Raw genomic sequence first — 20,567 nt, forward strand, 5'->3', positions numbered from 1 at the left:
TTATGCGGCCAAGCGCAATCGGCGCACCAAAGGTCTGGTGAAGAGCTCGGCCAGATCGCCCGCTTGGTCAAAGCCCTGAATGGGGGTGAAGACCAATTCAATCGCCCACTTGGTGGTCATGCCCTCGGATTCCAAGGGGTTGGCCAAACCCAAGCCACACACCACGATGTCGGGGCGCAGATTTCGGCATCGGTCCAGTTGCTTTTCTACATCTTGGCCTTCAGAGACCAAGGTGCCTGCGGGCAACCATGCCAATTCCTTGGCCATGTGCTGGCGGTGCAAGTACGGTGTCCCCACTTCTAGCAAACGCATGCCCAGTTCGCGTGATAAAAATCTGGCCAAGGGAATTTCCAGTTGCGAGTCAGGGAAGAAGAAGATGCTTTTTCCATCCAAGTGCAGTTTGGCTTTGGCCAGCGACGCCATGGCCCTGGCTTGGGGTGCGCTCACAGCGCCTTCAAACCTTTCAGGCGAGACCTCAAATGCCGTGGCCGCTGCTTGCAGCCACGCCCTGGTGCCTTCCACGCCCAATGGGAACGGTGCGGGCAACAGCTTGGCGCCACGTTCTTGCAGAACTCGGGCGGTATCGGCCAAAAAGGGTTGCGCCAACAGCAAGCGCGTGTGGGCACCGATGCTGGGTTGGTCATCGGCACGGCGCGGCGGGAAAAAGCGCACACGTTCAATGCCCATGTGGTTCAGAATCCGCACAAATTGGTCTTCCACCACATCGGCCAAGGTGCCGACGATCAGCAATTCAGGGGCGGGATTCAATGCGGGTGTTCGAAGTTCAGGCACCATCGAGGCCAAGCAAGCATCTTCACCTTGCGTGAAAGTGGTTTCGATGCCGCTGCCCGAATAATTCAGGATGCGCACCGAGGGAGCGTATTGCGTTGACAGCCTTGAGGCTGCACGCGACAAATCCAGTTTGATCACTTCCGAAGGGCATGAGCCCACCAAGAACAGCAATTTGATTTCGGGGCGGCGCGACAGCAGTTGATTGACCACCCGATCGAGCTCGGTATGGGTGTCTGCCAAGCCAGCCAAATCGCGCTCGTCGATGATGGCGGTGCCAAAACGGGGTTCGGCAAAAATCATCACGCCAGCTGCCGACTGAATCAGGTGGGCACAGGTCCGTGAACCCACCACCAAAAAGAAAGCGTCTTGGATTTTTCGGTGCAGCCAGATGATGCCGGTCAATCCGCAGAACACTTCTCTTTGCCCGCGCTCGACCAGCGGGATGACATCGGTGCAGCCTTGGGCGGATTCGGCTCGAATGGGGATGACAGGGCTCATGAGATTGCCTGCGCATTAGAAGCCATGGTTACTGCGGGGATTTTTTGCAGTCGGGCCATGCGCAATTTGCGAATGTATTGCGCCGCATTGATGGAATAGGTGCCGTAAGCGGCGAGTGCCAGCCACAGTTGCTCAGTGGAAGACCATTGGCCTTGCCACCATACCCACAGGTAGGCGGTATGCAAGGCCAGGACCACCATGCTGACCAGGTCTTCCCAGAAAAATGCGGGTGCAAACAAGTATTTGCCGTAGACCACTTTTTCCCAGATGGAACCCGTGACCATGATGGCGTAAAGCACCAGGGTCTTGATCACCACCGACGCCAAGGCCCAATCGGTGTGCTCACCGGTTTTCAGGCTGTTCAACACCAAGTACAAACTGACCAAAAAAACCAAAAATTGAACCGGCGCCAAGACACCCTGGACCAGCGTCCACTTCGTTGCATCACGCCGAGCGCGTTGCTCTGGCGTGTACAAAGCTTGGGGTTGGGACTGCTGCATTTCTGACCTTTTTGAACATCAACTGAGCTCACTTTAAGGACTGAAGCAGTGAGTGTCAATAAAAATTGACAATAACTGTGACATTCAGGGTTTACACCTAAATGGGTTGGCGCCAATTTACTTCACACTAGAGCGTCAATTCGAAGAAGAGGTGGTTGTAGTGGCTCAATTTAAATTTGAGAAGGCGGCTGTTTCTCAGAACAATCGGTGGACGTTTGAAAGTCAAGTTTCAAAGGCCAACTTTCGTCTGGGCGCCAGTCCACGTCTGGTTGGTGGCTCGACGTTTGACCAAAAGTCAGCGCTCGATCACCGCCAGGTGGTCTTGCTGGCTGAGGCTGCCCTCAAAAGCATGGATGAAACTCGTGAGACCTTGATGGGGTGGCACCGCCAGGGCCACGCATTGGTGGACATTTACCTGAGCGGCATTGGTCTTGCAGCCCAATTATTGGGGGAGCGTTGGTTATCCGACGAGGTCGACTTTGTCCACTGCACCATTGCCCATTCTCGGCTGCACCAAACTTTGCATGAATTCAGCGCTGAATTTCTATCGGAAGGCTGCGCAAAGCCGAATGGCTTGAACTTGCTGCTGATGACCGAACCCAGCTCACAGCATGGTTTGGGGGTTTTCATGTTGAGTGAATTTTTCCGTCATGCGGGCTGGAACGTGACCCTCAGTGCCCCACAGGACATGGCCGAATTCAAGCGCACCTTTCATTCAGATTGGTTTGATGCGGTGGCCCTGTCCCTGTCCACGGATCGGCATTTAGACGCCGTGGCCCAGGCGTTGTCAGACATCTTGCCCTTGGTGGTGAATCCGAATTTGAAAGTGTTTGTCGGTGGTCCCATGGCGCAGATTGCGCCCTTGAGCCTGAGTTTCTCTGGAACCCATCTGTTGAATTGCAATGCCGCCCAAGCCGTGGCTATTGTGACGCAGTCGGTCAAAAAGACCGATCGTCAACCAAATGTGACATCGGGACTGTCCAAAAATTCCCTTATTCCTAATGTGTGATCTCAGCACATACCACAGTGAGTATAATCACCCTTATATGTAAAGGGTTTTTCTGCCCAACATCACTCAAAGTCATCCATGAACATTGATCAGCTCGAGCCACACACTTTTTCCAAGTTATTGGGAGTGGTGTCGGATTTGAGCCTGATCATCAATGGCCAAGGTGTGGTCGAGGATGTGTCAACAGGACAAGACACAATGGCTTCCCTGGGCTGCCAAGCTTGGATTGGCAGGCGCTGGACAGACACGGTCACGGTGGAAAGCAAACAAAAGATACAAGACTTGCTCCGAGTGCAAGCCGATACCCCGTCCCTCCTTTGGCGGCATGTGAACCATCCCACCCCCTCGGGTGGGGAGGCCGCCATCCAGTACATCACGGTCAATATCAAAGGGCAGAAGCTGCTGGCCGTGGGGCGCAACATGGAGCGTTTAGCCGAACTGCAACGCCGTTTGGTGGAGACGCAACAGTCGGTGGAGCGTGATTATTTGAGACTGCGGCACATTGAGGCGCGTTATCGGGTTTTGTTCGAAACCTCCCCTGAAGCCGTGATGATGGTCGATGCCCATTCTTACCGCTTGTTGGAAGTCAATGTCGGTGCGCAAGCGCTTTTCAAAGACGCTGGCAAGCGCTTGGTTGGGCGTGATTTTCGTGAATGTTTCTTGGTGGGGAACCAGGGTGAGGTTCAGGCCTTGCTCAGGACCGCGCTGGCTACCGGTCGGATTGAAATGTGCTCAGCGAGCATCTTCGGTTCATCGTTGGTCATGACGGTCTCTGCCACGGTCTTCAGGCAAGAAGGAGGTGCTCAGTTTTTGGTGCGATTGACCCCGCAAGAAGGCTCGGCGGCTTTGGGCCTGGAATCAGACACGTCGGCCGTTTTGAGCCAGGCCATGGCGCATTTCCCAGATGGCTGGCTGCTCACGGACACTTCAGGCACGGTCAAAAGTGTCAATGAAGAGGGTATGGCCCTCCTGGGGTTGACGGCCGCATCCCAAGTGATCGGACAACCTCTTGAGCGCTGGTTGGTCAGGGGCGCAGTCGATTGGGGTGTTCTCAGTACTTCGTTGAAGCAACAATTGACGGTGCGCAATTTCGCCACCGAAGTGACCACGTTGTCGGGCATGACCTTGCCCGTAGAAATTTCGGCGGTGTATTTGGCCAAGCCTGAGCCTTTGTACGCTGTGTTTGTTCGCGACATGGACCGCCGCATGCAGGGGACTTCCCTTGCTGCCCAGGCGCTTCCCAACCCCTTTTTGGAGCTGTCGCAGTTGGTGGGACGTCGCCCCATCAAGGACATTGTGGGCGATACGGTGGACACCATTGAGCGCATGTGCATTGAGGCGGCCTTGGAGCTCACGCACAACAACCGCGCCTCTGCCGCTGAAATGTTGGGGCTATCGCGGCAAAGCCTGTATGTCAAGTTGCGTCGCTTTGGCATTTTGTCGGACAACGACCCTGATTCATCAGCCCTTTGATGACTGAGTGTCTCAATTTTTTTACACATCGTGTAAACATTGATTGACAACACCGGAAGTCTTCTCATAATGGGCGCATGGACACCCAGAGCCTTGAACTGACAAAACCACTGATCCGGCCGCGTTTGCGCACCGTGGCGGAGTTGCTCAAACCGATCACTTGGTTTCCACCGGTATGGGCTTTTGCATGTGGTGCCGTCGCTTCGGGCCAAAGCCTGTCAGACCATTGGTTGTTGATTTGTTTGGGGCTGATTTTGACCGGACCCTTGGTTTGCGCCAGTAGCCAAGCGGTGAATGACTGGTTTGATCGCCATGTGGACGCCATCAATGAACCGCAAAGGCCCATCCCTTCAGGCCGCATGCCTGGCCAATGGGGCTTGGGCATCGCTGTCTTGTGGACGGTTCTGTCTTTGCTGTGGGCCACCTTAATGGGCACCTGGGGCTTTGTGGCTTGCGCACTGGCCATTGCCCTGTCTTGGGCCTACAGCGCGCCACCAATGCGGCTGAAAAACAACGGTTGGTATGGCAATGCGGCATGTGCACTCAGTTACGAAGGCTTGGCATGGCTGACCGGCACGGCCGTCCTGTTGGGTGGTGCGTGGCCGGGTGAGAAGGCGATTTACTTGGCCATGCTGTACAGCTTGGGTGCCCACGGCATCATGACCTTGAACGACTTCAAGGCCATCGAGGGAGACCGGAAAATGGGCGTGGCCTCTTTGCCCGTTCAGCTGGGGGCCTCGGGCGCGGCGCGCGTGGCCTGTGTGCTGATGTGGCTGCCCCAAGTGGCGGTGGCTGCGCTCCTGGTGCATTGGCAATTGCCTGGGCATGCCTTGGCTGTGCTGGTCTTGAGTTTCTTGCAGTGGCCCTTGATGTGGAAATTTCTGAAGCAACCGATTGAGCGGGCTCTGCATGTGAGTGCTTTTGGGGTGCCCTTGTTTGTCAGCGGCATGATGGTCAGTGCCTGGGGCTTGCGTCAGATCAATGCGCTGGGGGTCTCATGAACGCTCAAACCTTTGGTTGGTTGGACATCATCCGTTTGGGCCTGATCCAAGCCTGTTTGGGGGCTGTGGTGGTGGTGACGACCTCTACCCTCAATCGCATCATGGTGGTTGAGTTGGCGCTGCCCGCGTTGTTGCCGGGGTTTTTGGTGGCTTGGCATTACGCGGTGCAAATGGTGCGTCCACGCATGGGCTTTGGCGCAGACCAGGGTCGGCGCAGTACGCCTTGGATGATGGGGGGCATGGTCGTCTTGGGGGTGGGCGGTGTGCTGGCGGCCTTGGCCACCTTGTGGATGGCGACTTCGCTGTGGCAAGGCATGGCCTTGGCCATGCTGGCTTTCAGTCTGATCGGCTTGGGTGTGAGCGCCTGTGGCACGTCACTGTTGACGCTGATGGCCAAGCGCGTACCGGCTGAGCGTCGGGCGCAGGCGGCCACCACCGTGTGGCTGATGATGATCATGGGTTTTGCCATCACCGCTGGCGTCGTTGGCAAGCTGATTGACCCCTACACACCCGATATATTGTGGCGGGTGTCGGCAGGCTTGAGCATTTTGACCACGGCGCTGACGGCCCTGTGTCTTTGGGGTTTGGAGAAACCCGATGCACAGGGGGTGTCCGCGAAACCCAGTATCCCTGTCAATTTCAAGCGCACCTTGCAGGGCATTTGGGCCGAGCCGCAGGCGAAAACCTTCACGATTTTTATCTTCCTGTCGATGCTGGCCTACAGCGCGCAAGATTTGATTTTGGAGCCGTTTGCAGGGGCTGTTCACGGCATGTCGCCTGGCCAGACCACGCAGCTTTCTGGGTGGCACCACATGGGGGTCTTGGTGGGCATGCTGTCTATGGCAGCGGCCAGTTCGCGCTGGGTTGCTGGGCGCCTGGGTTCTGTGCAGGTCTGGATGTGGGGCGGTTGCTTGCTGTCTGCCTTGGCCACGGTGGGCTTGTCCCTCTCGGCGACAGCCACCTTGGCGATGCCCTGGCCCATCAAAGCCAATGTGATTTTCTTGGGCGTGGCCAATGGCGCGTTCTCCATTGCCGCCATTGCCACCATGATGCGTCTGGCGGGTGAAGGCGGTTCTGGCACCGAGGGCACGCGCATGGGCTTGTGGGGCGCTGCACAAGCCATGGCGTTTGCCATGGGGGGATTGGTCGGCACCGGTGCGAGTGATTTGGCGCACTGGGTGTTGGGTGAGTCTGAGTCCGCTTATCAGGCGGTATTTGCATTTCAAGCACTGATGTTTTTGGCTTCAGCATGGGTGGCTTTGCGCGTTCGCACAGCGTACGCCACGGCCCAGCACAAAGCACAAGATCATCAAGTCTTATGGAAAGATGGGGCAACCACATGACAGCAACTGATTTTGATTTCGTCGTCGTTGGGGGCGGCCCGTCTGGCGCCACCGCTGCACATGATTTGTCGAGCGAGGGTTGGCGCGTCTTGTTGCTGGACAGGCAAGGGCGCCCCAAGCCGTGTGGGGGTGCCATCCCCCCTCGCTTGATCAAGGACTTTGATATTCCAGACCATTTGCTGGTGGCCAAAATCAAATGTGCCCGCATGATCTCGCCGGCGGACAAGCAAGTCGACATGCACATTGACAACGGTTATGTGGGCATGGTGGACAGGCAAGATTTTGATGAATTTTTGCGCGTGCGTGCGGCGCAATCGGGCGCGATTCGCCAGCAGGCCATTTTTGACAAAGTTGAACACGATGCCGAAGGCACTTTGTGGGTCGAGTACACACCTGTCTCAGGCAAGGAGCATGCGGCCATTGAGCCATCCAAACCGGTCAAGGTCAGCGCCCGAATGGTCATCGGTGCCGATGGGGCGCGCTCTGAAGTGGCGAGGCAACAAATCCCATTGTCCGATCGCACAAAGTATGTGTTCGCTTACCACGAGATCATCCAAGCACCGTTGGAAAAGCAATCGCACGATGGCGAGCGTTGTGATGTTTACTACCAGGGCGAAGTTTCACCAGACTTTTATGGCTGGGTATTTCCGCATGGCAAAACCATGAGTGTGGGCACGGGCAGTGCCGACAAAGGTTTTTCTTTGCGCGGTGCAACAGGCCACCTGAGAAAAGCAGCCGGGCTCGCCGACATGCCCACACTGCGTCGTGAAGGGGCACCGATTCCTCTGAAGCCCTTGCCGCATTGGGATAACGGCCGCGATGTGTTGGTGATCGGCGATGCGGCGGGGGTGGTGGCACCCTCTTCAGGAGAGGGTATTTATTACGCTATGGACTGCGCGCGCACCATGGCGCATGCAGCGCACATGGCTTTGAAAACAGGTGACCCCAAGTGCCTTAAAAAAGGCCGTCAGCGCTTCATGAAACAACACGGCAAAGTGTTTTGGATTCTGGGCATGATGCAGTATTTTTGGTACCAAAATGACAAACGGCGTGAGAAGTTCGTCAAAATTTGCGAAGACAAAGACGTGCAGCGGCTCACCTTTGAGTCCTATATGAACAAAGAGCTGACCCGCAGGGATCCCATGGCGCATTTGAGGATTTTCCTGAAGGACACGGCCCATTTGCTGGGACTGGCCAAAACCTGATGGGGGCGATGACTGAGGGCGCAAGAAAAACTCGGGCAACCCTCAGGTCAAGGTGCTGCTGGGCGGGCCTATGTTCATGCGGGTGAATACCGTGCCGCCCATGTTTGGGGCCGATGCCATCTCCAACAACCCCCTCAAGGTCTTGTCTTTCCTCAAGGGTTTTGTGCCCAAGCCCGACCGCAGTCTTTGAAAATCAGAGCGGCTGTTCCCTGAGGGTCTTCCTCATGTGCCAAGTGGCCCAAGTGGTGCTGCAGATGCAGTTTGGCGTGTGGCATCAAACTGCAGGCTTCTTGCGCCAGTTGGGGCGGCACCGTTTTATCGGCCGAGCCGACCAAAATCGACACCGGGTTGGCGATGCGGTGAAGGGCGGTGGACAAAGCTTGCAGTTTCCAAGCGGCCATCATGGCCAGCACACTGTGCACGTGGCCTGGGTGACCGAAGACACGTCGGTAAAGGGCCATGCCTTCCTCGTCCAGTTGTGAGCCCGTTTGTGCCATTGATTTGGCCAACAGGGCGGGGCGGTTGGCCAATTTGGCTGTGGCCCAAGCAGACAGGGGATTGAGGGCGGCCAATTTGGCGGTGGGGCCGAAAATCCAAGAAGGCAATCCGGGAATGGGCAGCCAAGCCGGATTCATGCCAATCAAATGCGTCTGCGACAGCGCGCCTTGGTGCAAGACCATGTGGGCGGCAATGGCCGCACCTGCGGAGTGGCCTGCGATCACGGTGGGCGTGATGTCCATTTGCAGCAGCAAAGCCCTCAGCCCTTCGGCCATGCCGTGCAGTGACAGACTGTCGCCACTGCCTCTGCTGGTGAAGGCGTGACCGGGCAAATCTGGCGCAATGACTTGAAAGTGTTGGCTCAGCAAGGGCATCAGTCCACGCCAGCTGAAACTGCCCGAACCTGTGCCGTGCAACAGCAACAGGGCGGGGCCTTGTCCCATGCGCTGAACATGCCATCGAACTCCACCCGCGTTGACAAAATGGCTCTGCGCCGAATGAGGCCAAGCGTGGCGATGTTCGGCCCAGTCCATGGTGGGGTAAAACCGCTTGTACATCATGCGCTCAGAGTCGTCTTAAGTTGTCCATCGCCGAGGCCATCCGTTGCGCTTGAACCTGCGGCATGGGCAGGTAATTGCCCCCCATGGTGCTGGCCATGTTTTGCACTTGCGCATCCGGTTTAACCGAGGTGTCTATCCACATGGACCGGTGCCCAGTGAGCCGCCACTGCGTCGCCCACTGAACCGCATCGGCTTGGGCTTGCGCGCGCCCACCCACCCCGGCCAATGAGATATTGGCGCGGCCGTCACTCAAGACCACCAACAGGGGGGTGACCCCTTGCCTGTGCAACTGCTGGGCTTGCTCGCAGGCCATTTTCAGTGCCAAAGCCAAAGGCGTTCCACCGCCGCCGGGCAGTCCCGTCATGGCCCGCTTGGCGCGCACCAATGAGCGCGTCATGGGCAACAGCAATTGGGCTTGCGCGCCTCTGAACGCCACGATGCACACGCTGTCGCGTCGGGCGTAGGATTGTTGCAACAGCAGTTCCACCGCCCCTTTGGCTTCTGCCAGGCGTTGCAGTGCGGCCGAGCCGGAAGCGTCCAGGGCCAAGATCAGGCAGGTGGCGCTGTTTTGTTGGTAACGGTGGACATGAAAGTCTTCTGAACGAATGGCCACGCGGGCTGTTTGGGTGCCGTTTCTCAATCGCTGCTTGGGTGCAGCAGCGCGCAAGGTGGCCAAGACGTGCAAGCGCGCCAGCCCGCCCGGTCGGCCTGGCCGAGGGGGCAGGGGTCTGCCGCGCTGCATGCCTGATCGCACGGTGCCGCTGCGCCCCGAGCTTTGGCCGGTGTTGCTGCCTGTCTTGGTCATCAGGCGTTCCAAAATATGAGAAGGCAAACTCGCCAGCGCGGCCGCGATCAGCAACTCCTTCAGATCTTGGGGACTCGGTTGATTCACCGCTGCGCTGTCCTGTTCGCTTTCATCGGAGGAGGGCGGTGGTGGGTCTTCCTGTGAAAGGGGCTGATCGGGCTTGGTTTCTGAATCTGACGCAGGCTCTGAAGCCGTTTGGGGCTCAGGTTCTTGGGGTGTGGTCTCAGTGGGGTCGGACGCGTCTTCAGGGGGGATGGGCCATAGGGTCGCCCGAGGTGCCAACACAGCGCGGGTGGCAAATGCCAAATCAGCTTGCACCACTTCGCTTCTCAAATGCAAGGCGGCGTGGACGCAAGCCACCCTCAGGGCCAAGCTGGGCACACGCAAGGAGTCGATGCCCAGGCCCATGGCGGTGGCGCAGATGGCCGTGGCCTGCTCATCGTTGAACTGCATGCGCTGCAGCAATGGGCGCATCTCGGCCAAGGACTGCGCCGGCAATACGGCATGGACAGCAGCTTCGTCGCTGTCCTTGTTTTGTAACGCGAACGCCAGATCGGAGACCGCGGAGGGGGGCAGTTCTTGCAGGTTCAGCCATAGCCCCAGGCGTTCTTGCAGCGCCGGGCTGATGGGCGGATCGTCGCCCATGGACTCGTCCAAGGCAACGACACCAAAGGTGGTCTGAACGGGCGGACTGGCGCTGTCGCTCATGCGCAGCGGTGGCAAGCATTGGGTGTCCATGGCTTGCGTCAATGGGGCCATCAAGGACGCAGGAAACCGCTCCGCCATGCTGATGCAAACCAAGCCCTGGTGAGCCTGCGCCAACAAACCCGATTGCAGGTGCAACTGACCGGTTTGCAGCGTGTGCGACAAATCGATGCCCCCCAACAAACGTTCCAAGTCGATACTGCCTGGCAGCTTGATGGTGTTCATCTTTGTGCCGGCGAGCTGTCGCAGCCATTGATCGCGCACAGGGCCAAAGGGGGCTCGAAGCCACACACCGCCAAAGCCGTGGGGGTCAATTTGCAGCAATTGCAACGCGGTCAGGGCATCGTTCCAGGTTTCCAGATCTTGCAGCGCGTTGGTCATGGTGGGCCCTCAGGTCGCCAAAATGTCTTGCAGGCACCTTTGCACGCGTTCGCCTGAATCGGTGTCATCCAAAGGGTTGCGGCGCAGGCGATGGCGCAAGGCCAGAGGGGCAATGGTTTTCAGGTGTTTCGGTTGGACCGCTTTGTCACCCTGCATGGCCGCCAGCGCTCGCGTGGCGCGCAGCAGCGTCAATTCGGCACGCAGTCCATCGGTGCCAAGTTGCTGGCACAGCCGAGCGCACAAAGTGAGCATCTCATCGTCCACCACCACCGTCGCCAGTGCTTTTCTGGCTTTCACGATGCGCTTTTGCAGCTTGTTGTTTTCCGATTGCCATTGGGCTTTGTAAGCCAAGGGGTCTTTGTCAAAAGCATCTCGGCGTTTGATGACTTCGACCCGCAAGGCCACGCCTTGAGGGGTCTTGACATGGACCGAGAGACCAAAACGGTCCAGCAGCTGCGGGCGAAGTTCGCCTTCTTCGGGGTTGCCGCTGCCCACCAGCACAAAGCGGGCAGGGTGGCGAATGGAAAGGCCTTCGCGCTCCACCAGGTTTTCACCCGAAGCGGCTACGTCGATCAACAAATCCACCAAGTGGTCGTCCAGCAAATTCACCTCATCGATGTACAAAAACCCCCGATGGGCCTGCGCCAGCAAACCGGGCGAAAACTCTTTGATGCCCTGCGACAAGGCTTTCTCTAAATCCAGTGCACCCACGATGCGGTCTTCGGTGGCGCCCAAGGGCAGGTCTACCACGCTCACGGGGCGTGTCTCAGAAATTCGTTTGGTGGCCTTGCCCGGTGGAACGCTGGCAGGGGGTGCGCAAACAGGGCAAGCCTCGGCCGTTTTCGTCGGATCGCATTTGTAAGGGCAACCCTTGACCACTTGAATCGGCGGCAACAAGTCGGCCAAAGCCCGCACTGCGGTGGATTTGCCCGTACCCCTGTCACCCAAAACCAAAACACCGCCCACCGTGGGGTCGATGGCCACCACTTGGATGGCCAAGGTCATTTCGTCTTGTCCGACGATGGCTGCAAAGGGAAACGTAGAGGCCATGAAAGTGTTCAGAGGGATTGCGGAGTGATCATCATCCAAAAATCAAGAAGAAATGTCAAGTTTAATTGACACACTGTCATTTTGCTCAGTTAACGATGCGGGGAATTTGCATCGGCTTGTTTGGGATTTTTTGAAGCGGTTCTCCAATAGAAATGGCTTTATGGGTGTCTTTATGACCCCAGAGATTTTTTAAATAAATTGGAATAAAGTGTCAATTTTGCTTGACGTTTTTGGAAATGGCGGTAAATTGCAGGTCTGTCTATCACCTTTTCAGGCCCACTATGGATGCTTTGCTGGAATGGATTCAGTCGCCATCGCAATTGAAAAAGCTTTCGCGTGAAAACCTGCCGTCTTTGGCCCAAGAGTTGCGCGAGCGCTTGGTGGAGACCGTGTCTCAAACCGGCGGGCATTTCAGTTCCAATTTGGGGACGGTGGAATTGACCATTGCCCTGCACTATGTGTTCAACACCCCCGAAGACCGTTTGGTCTGGGATGTGGGCCACCAAACTTATCCCCACAAAATACTGACTGGCCGCAACGCGCTGATGGGCTCTTTGCGTCAAAAAGGGGGTTTGAGCGGTTTTCCCCGAAGAGAAGAAAGCGTCTACGACGCCTTTGGCACCGCGCATTCTTCAACCAGTATTTCTGCCGCACTGGGCATGGCGGTGGCGCACAAGCAAACCGGCAGCCAACGCAAAGCGGTGGCCATCATTGGCGATGGGGCCCTGACCGCAGGCATGGCCTACGAGGCGATGAACAACGCGGGCAACAGCCCCTATGACTTGTTGGTCATTTTGAACGACAACGACATGTCGATCAGCCCGCCTGTGGGCGCCTTGAACCATTACTTGGCTGAGTTGATGGGCGGGCGCTTTTATGCCCAAGCCAAAAAATTGGGTGAGCAGGTGTTGCGCAATGCACCTCCTTTGTTTGCATTGGCCAAGCACCTGGAGGAACAGACCCAAAACCTGATTCAGCCGCATACGATTTTTGAAAAACTGGGATTCACCTACACCGGGCCTGTCGATGGCCATGATGTCCAGGGCCTGGTCGATACCTTGCAAAAATTGCACAAGACCCCCGGCCCGCAGTTTTTGCATGTGGTCACGCGCAAAGGCAAGGGTTATGCCCAGGCCGAGTTGGACCCTGTGGCCTACCACGGCCCTGGCAAATTTGATCCGGTGGTGGGCTTGCGCAGTGCGGGCCAGTCCCCAGTCACGTTCACCCAGGTGTTTGGCCAATGGCTGTGCGACATGGCAGACAAAGACCCACGCCTAGTGGCCATCACGCCCGCCATGCGAGAAGGCTCGGGCATGGTGGCCTTCAGTCAACGCTTTCCCAACCGCTACCATGATGTCGGCATTGCAGAGCAACACGCCGTGACGTTTGCCGCGGGCTTGGCCTGTGAAGGCCTCAAACCGGTGGTGGCCATTTACTCGACGTTTTTACAACGCGCTTATGACCAGTTGATCCACGATGTGGCCTTGCAGAAACTGCCCGTCGTCTTTGCCTTGGACCGCGCCGGTTTGGTGGGCGCCGACGGCCCCACCCATGCGGGCATGTACGACATCGCCTTCACCCGCTGCATTCCCAACATGAGCGTGGCTTGCCCGGCCGATGAAAAAGAATGCCGACAATTGCTCAGCACGGCTTACACACTGGACCACCCGGTCACGGTGCGCTACCCCCGAGGTGCCGGTGTGGGCAAGCCCGTTGACGCCGACTTGTCCCCTTTGCCATGGGGAAAGGCAGAAGTGAAGCGGCAGGGAGAAGGCGTGGCTATTTTGGCGTTTGGCCCCTTGCTTTACGAAGCTTTGAAGGCTGCCCAAACCTTGAACGCTACGGTGGTCAACATGCGCTGGGCCAAACCCTTGGATTTGCGAGTGTTGAAAGACATGGCCCTCACGCACGACCGCTTGGTCACGGTGGAAGACGGTACCCGCAAAGGCGGTGCAGGCGCTGCTGTGCTGGAGGCCTTGCAAGACATGGGCCTCGTCAAGCCGGTGTTGGTCATCGGGTTTGAAGACGAGTTCACGGAACACGGTGACCCCAAGGTGTTGATGAAGGATTACGGCCTCACGGCTGAAGGCATTGCGCAGCGGATTTCGAAGCAATGGCCGGATGTACAAAGTACACCGATGCTCAGAAGGGTTGTCTGAATGGCTGTTTGGACACTGGGCCTGAACCACCGGACTGCCCCCATTGATTTGCGGGAACGTTTTGCGTTCGCGTCTGAAAAACTCGAGCAATCCTTGCAGGGGCTGCGTCAAAGCTTCTCGACGCACAAAGAAGTGGCCATTTTGTCCACTTGCAACCGGACAGAAATTTACTGCGCAGGGGATGCGGTGCATTGGCCAGAAACACTGGCGTGGTTGGCGCAAACCGGACAAACGCAGGTGGACGTGCTGCAGTCGCACACCTACCGAATGGAGGGGGATGCTTCGGCACGCCACGCGTTCAGGGTGGCCAGTGGGCTCGATTCCATGGTGCTGGGCGAGTCCCAAATATTGGGCCAACTGAAAGACGCCGTCAGATTGGCCGCCAACACGGGGGCCTTGGGCACCACGCTGAACCAACTGTTTCAACGCTCATTTGCGGTGGCCAAAGAAGTCAGAAGCTCCACCGACATTGGCGCGCATTCCATCAGCATGGCGGCCGCATCGGTTCGATTGGCCAGCCGCATTTTTGAAAGAATCCAAGACATCCATGTCTTGTTTGTGGGCGCTGGCGACATGATTGAGCTGTGTGTGGCGCACTTTGCCGCCAAGTCGCCGCGCAGCATCACCATCGCCAACCGTTCTGCCGAGCGGGCCCAGGCATTGGCCGCTCTGCATGGCGGGCGCTGCATGGCTTTGGCCGATTTGCCGACCCGTTTGCACGAATTTGATGTGGTGATCAGTTGTACCGCCAGCACCTTGCCCTTGATTGGGCTGGGGGCGGTGAATCGGGCTTTGCGGGCCCGGAAAAACCGGCCCATTTTTATGGTCGATTTGGCTGTGCCCCGCGACATTGAGCCCGAAGTCAAGGGCTTGTCGGATGTGTATTTGTACACCGTGGACGACCTGACCGAAGTGATCAACAGCGGGCAATCGCACAGGAGGGAAGCGGTGGTGGATGCCGAGGCCATCATCGACGAGGGGGTTCAAAAATTCATGTCTTGGTTGGACCACCGCACCCATGTGCCTGTGATCCAAGAACTCCGTGTGCAAGCCGATGCTTGGCGACAAACAGAATTGGCCCGCGCCCGCAAGCAAATTGAAAAAGGCCAAGACATTGAGAGTGTTCTCGAGTCGCTGTCAGTGGGGGTGATGAAAAAAATGCTCAATGGCCCTTTGCGTGAATTGCACCATGCCGAAGGCGCGCACAGGCAGCACACCCTTGAAACCGTGCGGCACATGTTTTTGAATACCTGATGGCGCGCAGCTGTGTAGGTGTTTTTTTTTGACACATGGTCCTTCCATGCGGGCATGATCTGCGAAGATTCAGTCACATGCTCACCGTATCCCACCTTTCACTCAGTCGGGGCCACCGCCGACTTTTTTCCGATGTCTCCTTCAGCTTGATGCCGGGGCAATGGCTGCATTTGGAGGGAGACAATGGCGTTGGCAAAACCAGTTTGCTGCGCCTGCTGTGTGGCCTGGGCGTTTGTGAGCAAGGCGAAGTGACGTGGAAAAACCAGTCCATCGTTCAAGAGCCCGAAAACTTCAGGGCCGATTTGCTTTATTTGGGCCACCAATTGGCCCTCAAAGAAGATTTAAGCCCACTTGAAAACCTGCGCACGGATGCTCTCGTGGCGGGTCGTGATGGTTCTGTGGACCGTGTGATGGCCGCTTTGGGCCAAATGGGTTTGCGGGGGCGTGAGCACCTGCCTGTTCGGGTGCTGTCTCAGGGGCAAAAAAGGCGCACGGCTTTGGCCCGTTTGCTCATCAGTCGCGCACCCCTGTGGATTTTGGACGAGCCTTTTGTGGCCCTGGATTCGCCCGCACAAAATGCTTTGTCAGGTGTGATCAACGCGCACTTGAACGACGCCGGCATGTTGCTGGTGACCAGCCACCAGCCCCTGTCGTTGCAAGGCCAGGCGCTTTCTTACCGGTTGACCGCATGAGCGCTTTTTGGGCCGTTGTTCAGCGCGATTTGGTTCTGGCCATGCGGCGCAAAACCGAGGTCATCACCGCCGTTTTCTTTTTTGTCGTGGTGGCCGCCTTGTTCCCTTTGGGCATTGGTCCGGAAATCAACACTTTGCGCTTGGTCGCACCCGGCATCTTGTGGGTGGGGGCTTTGCTGGCCAGCATGCTTTCTCTGGGGCGCTTGTTTGCGGCAGACTTTGCCGATGGCACGCTGGAGCAAATGGCCTTATCTCCGAACAGTTTATCGGTTCTGGTGGCCGCCAAAATTTTGGCGCATTGGTTACTCTCTGGCCTGCCATTGGTCTTGCTGGCCCCTGTTTTGGGCTTGCAATTTGACCTGACCGAAGAGGCTTTGTGGACCCTGACGATCGGTCTTTTGCTGGGTACGCCCATTTTGTCTCTGATCGGGGCCGTGGGCGCGGCACTCACCTTAGGGGTTCGAGGGGGGGATGTTTTGCTGTCTTTGTTGATCTTGCCTTTGTACGTGCCTGCTTTGATTTTTGGTGCTGGCGCGGTTCAGGCACAAATGAGTGGCTTAGGCGCTGCGGCACATTTGTCCATTTTGGCCGCCATGGCTTTGGTCGCTGCCGTGTTCAGCCCGTGGGTGAGCGCAGCCTCGCTTCGCATTGCGCTGGAATCATGAGCCTTGCTTGATTGAACGATGAATAAAATTTTTTTTCACTACGCTGCGCCGCAAAACTTTTACGGCTTGGCTGGTCGTCTGTGGCCTTGGGTGGCAGCCTTGGCTTCGGCGCTGGCGGTTTGGGGTTTGTGGTTGGGCTTTTTCGTGGCACCCACCGATTTCCAGCAAGGTCAGGGGTACCGCATTATTTTTGTGCATGTCCCTGTGTCTTGGATGTCCATGATCATTTACCTGGCCATGGCTTTCTGGGCTTTTTTAGGCCTCACCTTCAACACACGCTTGTCCGGCATGATGTGCCGCGCTTTGGCACCCACTGGGGCCATTTGTGCTTTCTTGTCGCTGTGGACGGGCGCGCTCTGGGGCAAACCCATGTGGGGCACTTGGTGGGTCTGGGATGCTCGCCTGACTTCTGAGCTGATTTTGTTTTTCTTGTACTTGGGCTACATCGCTTTGACCAATGCCATCGACGACACCCGTCGCGCTGACAAAGCTGGTGGCATCTTGGCCTTGGTGGGGGCGCTCAATGTGCCGGTGATTTACTTCTCCGTGAAGTGGTGGAACACCTTGCACCAGGGCGCGTCGGTGTCCTTGACGCAAGGTTCGAAAATGGCGGAAATCATGTTGCAAGCCATGCTCATCATGGCGGTTGCATTTTGGCTTTATGCCATTGCCATCGCTTTGTACAGAGTCAGGAGCATGATTTTGATGCGTGAAAGGCACGCGCAATGGGTGGCTGACTTACCAGAAATCAAAGCCCAAGTCAAAAGGACTTCGCCATGATTTGGAACAGTGCGGCCGATTTTTGGGCCATGGGTGGGTATGGGTTTTATGTCTGGGGCAGTTTTGGTGTCACTGCCCTCCTCATGGCCCTCGAAGTGGGCTGGGTCAGGCAGCAGCGCCAACGTGCCTTGGTACAAGTGGCTGCAGAATCGGCCTCTGAACAAGGCTTGAGCAAGGATTGGCAATCATGAAGCCCCGTCATCAACGCATGCTGTGGATCAGCGCCGGCTTGCTGGCATTGGCCGCAGCGGGCACGCTGGTTTTGAATGCATTTCAAAGCAACTTGGTTTTCTTTTTCACCCCCACCCAAGTCGCGCAAGGGGAGGCCCCTCAAGGCCGTGCCTTTCGCGTGGGCGGCATGGTCAAAGAGGGCAGTGTGAAGAAAGACGGTGAGAACGTGCAATTTGTGGTGACTGACTTTGCACACGAAGTCGCCGTGTCGTACACCGGTTTCTTGCCCGATTTGTTCAAAGAAGGCAAAGGCGTGGTGACTCAAGGGAAAATGCAAGAGGGCCGAGCATTCAAGGCCTCCGAAGTTTTGGCCAAACACGACGAAAACTACATGCCACCTGAGGCGCAACATGCCTTAGACCAGGCTGCAGCCGACAAAGCGGCAAAGTCGCTCAAGCTGCCTAACTGAGAGAAAAGAGCTTTCAATGATTGTTGAAATTGGTCACTTTGCGCTGATCCTCGCCACTTGCGTCGCTTTTTTGCAAGCGGTGTTGCCCCTGGCGGGCACGATGTTGGACCGACCCCGTTGGCAGGCGCTGGCCAAACCCACGGCTTGGCTTCAGTTTTCACTCATCGTATTGGCCTATGCGGTGTTGACGCATGGGGCAGTCACCGACGACTTTTCCATCAAATACATTGCCGGACACTCTAACTCGCTCTTGCCCATGGAATTCAAGGTGTCCGCAGTGTGGGGTGGCCATGAAGGCTCTTTGCTGTTGTGGGTGCTGATGTTGTCGGGTTGGACGGTGGCCGTGGCCTGGTTTTCGAAAACCTTGCCCTTGGCCATGGTGGCTCGGGTGATTGGGGTTTTGGGCTGGGTGTCTGTCGGGTTTTTGTCTTTCACTGTGATCACCTCCAGTCCGTTTGAGCGCCTGATCCCAGCACCCGCCGACGGGCGCGATTTGAATCCATTGCTGCAAGACCCGGGCTTGATCATTCACCCGCCGATGTTGTACATGGGCTATGTGGGGTTTTCAGTAGCCTTTGCCTTTGCCATAGCCGCCTTGTTGTCGGGCCGCATGGACGCAGCTTGGGCTCGCTGGTCACGGCCGTGGACGATCGTGGCCTGGATGTTCATGACCGCCGGCATCGCGCTGGGCTCTTGGTGGGCTTATTACGAGTTGGGCTGGGGCGGCTGGTGGTTTTGGGACCCGGTGGAAAACGCCTCGCTCTTGCCATGGTTGTTTGGCACGGCTTTGATTCATGCTTTGATGGTGACTGACAAGCGCGGTGGCTTCAAGGCTTGGTCGATCTTGTTGGCGATTGGGGCGTTTTCATTGTCTTTGCTGGGCACGTTCTTGGTGCGCTCGGGCGTGCTGACCTCGGTTCACTCGTTTGCCTCAGACCCCAAACGGGGGGTGTTCATCTTGATCTTTTTGGCCCTGGTGGTGGGCATTTCGCTCACGCTGTTTGCCTGGCGTGCACCGAAAGCCACCTTGGGCGGCAAGATGGGTTTGGTGTCCCGCGAGTCGATGCTGTTGGCCAACAGCGTGCTTTTGGTGGTGGCCACCGCTGCCGTGTTGCTGGGCACGGTTTACCCCCTGATCGTGGACGCCTTGAACTTGGGCAAACTCTCGGTGGGGGCACCTTATTTCAATGCGGTGTTTGTGCCTTTGATGGTGCCTGTGGTGTTTCTGATGGTGCCAGGGGGCGTTGCGCATTGGCGCGAAGCCCGATGGGCAGAGTTGGCGCATGCCATGCGTTGGCCGGCTTTGGCCGCTGTGCTGGTGGGCTTGGGTGTCTTGTTTTTCAGCACCCGCGGTACTTGGCTGACCGCCATGGGCATGGCCTTGGCCACATGGGTGGTGGCGGGTTTGCTGCACCAGATTGTCAACCGCATGCAAAAACCTGGCCGCATACCGCCGTCTTTTTGGGGCATGCACTTGGCGCATCTGGGCATTGCGGTGGTGGTGGTGGGCATCACTTTGGTCAAGGGCTACGAAGTCGAGCGCGATGTGCGCATGGGCGTGGGCGACACCGTTCAAATTGAAAATTACAGTTTTGAGTTGATGGGTGTCTCGGAAGTCAATGGCCCCAATTTCAAAGCGCTGCGAGGCGAGGTGCGGGTCAATAAGGATGAAAAACTGCTGGAGGTGTTGTATCCAGAAAAGCGCCGCTATTTCTCCAGCAACATGCCCATGACCGAGGCGGCCATTGATTCGGGCTTTTTCCGCGACTTGTATGTGTCATTGGGCGAGCCCATTGAAGGCGAGCGTCCACAGTGGAGCGTGCGTGTTTATTACAAGCCGTTTGTGGCCTGGCTTTGGTACGGGTCCATCTTGATGGTCTTGGGTGGTTTGTTGGCGGTGAGCGACCGTCGCTACCGCAAGTCCCCGGCTGCTATTGCCGCCTGAGGGAAGAGGCTTGGCATGAAAAAGTTTTTGATTCCCCTGGGGCTGTTTTTGGTTTTGGTGGGTTTTCTGGCGGTCGGTTTGACCCGCAACCCGCAAGAAATCCCTTCGCCCTTGGTGGGCAAGCCAGCGCCTGCATTTGCCTTGCCGACTTTGGACCGCAGCGCGCCCCCATTTGGGCCGCAAGACATGCGAGGCCAAGTTTGGATGCTCAACGTGTGGGCCACCTGGTGTGTAGCCTGCAGGGAAGAACACCCCTTGTTGGTGGCCTTCTCAAAAGTCAATCAACTGCCCATTGTGGGCTTGAGTTACAAAGAAATTCAAAGCCAAGACATGCCCTCGGGCAGCAAGCTGTCACCCGACGACAAATTGCAACGGGCGCGTGAGCGCAGCGCGCAGTGGTTGCAACGTTATGGCAACCCGTATGCCGCGACTGTGTTTGATTTGGATGGTCGTGTGGGCATTGACTACGGCGTATACGGCGTGCCCGAAACCTACGTCATTGATCAAAAAGGCGTGATCCGCTACAAACGCGTGGGGGTCATCACGCAGGAACTGTTGGACGCCCAAATCTTGCCTTTGGTGAAGAAGTTAAACGCCTTGTGAGGCAGGTTG

The 20,567-nt window shown here is 57.1% G+C and carries 19 protein-coding genes; 14 read left to right on the forward strand and 5 right to left on the reverse strand.

All coding sequences use genetic code 11. The features are described 5' to 3' along the window. Both Q0O99_RS01805 and bchF read right to left on the reverse strand, forming a co-directional pair. Complete coding sequence (locus tag Q0O99_RS01805) at positions 1–1,290, reverse strand: ferredoxin:protochlorophyllide reductase (ATP-dependent) subunit N (RefSeq protein ID WP_293747931.1); 1,290 nt, start codon at positions 1,288–1,290, stop codon at positions 1–3. Continuing rightward, on the reverse strand, positions 1,287–1,790 hold the full coding sequence (gene bchF / locus Q0O99_RS01810) for a 2-vinyl bacteriochlorophyllide hydratase (RefSeq protein WP_293747933.1): 504 nt from the start codon (positions 1,788–1,790) through the stop codon (positions 1,287–1,289). The genes Q0O99_RS01805 and bchF overlap by 4 nt, the downstream gene beginning before the upstream one ends. Positions 1,791–1,842: 52 nt before the next feature. Between bchF and Q0O99_RS01815 the strand changes: the two genes are divergently transcribed. From Q0O99_RS01815 to Q0O99_RS01835, 5 genes are all read left to right on the forward strand, one after another. After that, entirely contained in the window at positions 1,843–2,799 is a 957-nt protein-coding gene (locus Q0O99_RS01815) for a B12-binding domain-containing protein (RefSeq protein WP_293747934.1), read from the forward strand. A 78-nt stretch (positions 2,800–2,877) separates the two neighbouring features. After that, the gene (gene ppsR / locus Q0O99_RS01820) at positions 2,878–4,272 is read left to right on the forward strand and encodes a transcriptional regulator PpsR (protein WP_293747936.1); all 1,395 of its coding nucleotides are present in this window, start codon (positions 2,878–2,880) and stop codon (positions 4,270–4,272) included. 77 nt (positions 4,273–4,349) lie between these two features. Next, positions 4,350–5,273, forward strand: a complete 924-nt coding sequence (gene chlG, locus Q0O99_RS01825; RefSeq protein ID WP_293747938.1) for a chlorophyll synthase ChlG — start codon at positions 4,350–4,352, stop codon at positions 5,271–5,273. Further along, positions 5,270–6,616: a BCD family MFS transporter gene (locus Q0O99_RS01830; RefSeq protein WP_293747940.1), complete on the forward strand. Its 1,347-nt coding sequence runs from the start codon at positions 5,270–5,272 to the stop codon at positions 6,614–6,616. The genes chlG and Q0O99_RS01830 overlap by 4 nt, the downstream gene beginning before the upstream one ends. Beyond that, a complete protein-coding gene (locus Q0O99_RS01835) occupies positions 6,613–7,821 on the forward strand; it encodes a geranylgeranyl diphosphate reductase (RefSeq protein ID WP_293747942.1) in 1,209 nt (402 codons plus the stop codon). The genes Q0O99_RS01830 and Q0O99_RS01835 overlap by 4 nt, the downstream gene beginning before the upstream one ends. Positions 7,822–7,973: 152 nt before the next feature. Here Q0O99_RS01835 and bchO read toward each other — a convergent pair whose 3' ends face one another. The 3 genes from bchO to bchI are packed head-to-tail and all read right to left on the reverse strand — an operon-like array spanning position 7,974 to position 11,820. After that, complete coding sequence (bchO, locus tag Q0O99_RS01840) at positions 7,974–8,876, reverse strand: alpha/beta fold hydrolase BchO (RefSeq protein WP_293747944.1); 903 nt, start codon at positions 8,874–8,876, stop codon at positions 7,974–7,976. A gap of 7 nt (positions 8,877–8,883) precedes the next feature. Beyond that, positions 8,884–10,770 carry a magnesium chelatase subunit D gene (locus Q0O99_RS01845; RefSeq protein ID WP_293747946.1) on the reverse strand — a complete coding sequence of 629 codons (1,887 nt, stop codon included), beginning with the start codon at positions 10,768–10,770 and terminating at the stop codon, positions 8,884–8,886. A 9-nt stretch (positions 10,771–10,779) separates the two neighbouring features. Next, positions 10,780–11,820: a magnesium chelatase ATPase subunit I gene (gene bchI / locus Q0O99_RS01850; protein WP_293747948.1), complete on the reverse strand. Its 1,041-nt coding sequence runs from the start codon at positions 11,818–11,820 to the stop codon at positions 10,780–10,782. A gap of 281 nt (positions 11,821–12,101) precedes the next feature. Here bchI and dxs point away from each other — a divergent pair, with 281 nt between their 5' ends. From dxs to Q0O99_RS01895, 9 genes are all read left to right on the forward strand, one after another. Then, a complete protein-coding gene (dxs, locus tag Q0O99_RS01855; protein ID WP_293747950.1) occupies positions 12,102–13,979 on the forward strand; it encodes a 1-deoxy-D-xylulose-5-phosphate synthase in 1,878 nt (625 codons plus the stop codon). Then, positions 13,980–15,233 (forward strand): glutamyl-tRNA reductase, encoded by a 1,254-nt coding sequence (gene hemA / locus Q0O99_RS01860; protein WP_293747952.1) that lies wholly within the window; start codon positions 13,980–13,982, stop codon positions 15,231–15,233. 77 nt (positions 15,234–15,310) lie between these two features. Next, a complete protein-coding gene (ccmA, locus tag Q0O99_RS01865) occupies positions 15,311–15,925 on the forward strand; it encodes a cytochrome c biogenesis heme-transporting ATPase CcmA (RefSeq protein ID WP_293747954.1) in 615 nt (204 codons plus the stop codon). Then, positions 15,922–16,590, forward strand: a complete 669-nt coding sequence (gene ccmB / locus Q0O99_RS01870; RefSeq protein ID WP_108352454.1) for a heme exporter protein CcmB — start codon at positions 15,922–15,924, stop codon at positions 16,588–16,590. The genes ccmA and ccmB overlap by 4 nt, the downstream gene beginning before the upstream one ends. An 18-nt stretch (positions 16,591–16,608) precedes the next feature. Then, positions 16,609–17,370, forward strand: a complete 762-nt coding sequence (ccmC, locus tag Q0O99_RS01875; RefSeq protein WP_293747959.1) for a heme ABC transporter permease CcmC — start codon at positions 16,609–16,611, stop codon at positions 17,368–17,370. Beyond that, positions 17,367–17,561 (forward strand): heme exporter protein CcmD, encoded by a 195-nt coding sequence (gene ccmD, locus Q0O99_RS01880; protein ID WP_293747961.1) that lies wholly within the window; start codon positions 17,367–17,369, stop codon positions 17,559–17,561. The genes ccmC and ccmD overlap by 4 nt, the downstream gene beginning before the upstream one ends. Beyond that, positions 17,558–18,010: a cytochrome c maturation protein CcmE gene (gene ccmE, locus Q0O99_RS01885; RefSeq protein ID WP_293747963.1), complete on the forward strand. Its 453-nt coding sequence runs from the start codon at positions 17,558–17,560 to the stop codon at positions 18,008–18,010. Before ccmD ends, ccmE begins: the two co-directional genes overlap by 4 nt. Positions 18,011–18,026: 16 nt before the next feature. Then, entirely contained in the window at positions 18,027–19,955 is a 1,929-nt protein-coding gene (locus tag Q0O99_RS01890; protein ID WP_293747965.1) for a heme lyase CcmF/NrfE family subunit, read from the forward strand. A gap of 15 nt (positions 19,956–19,970) precedes the next feature. Beyond that, positions 19,971–20,558 carry a DsbE family thiol:disulfide interchange protein gene (locus Q0O99_RS01895; RefSeq protein ID WP_293747967.1) on the forward strand — a complete coding sequence of 196 codons (588 nt, stop codon included), beginning with the start codon at positions 19,971–19,973 and terminating at the stop codon, positions 20,556–20,558. Positions 20,559–20,567 lie beyond the last annotated feature (9 nt).

It is taken from the genome of Limnohabitans sp. Rim8, assembly GCF_945901735.1.
GTDB lineage: Bacteria > Pseudomonadota > Gammaproteobacteria > Burkholderiales > Burkholderiaceae_C > Limnohabitans_A.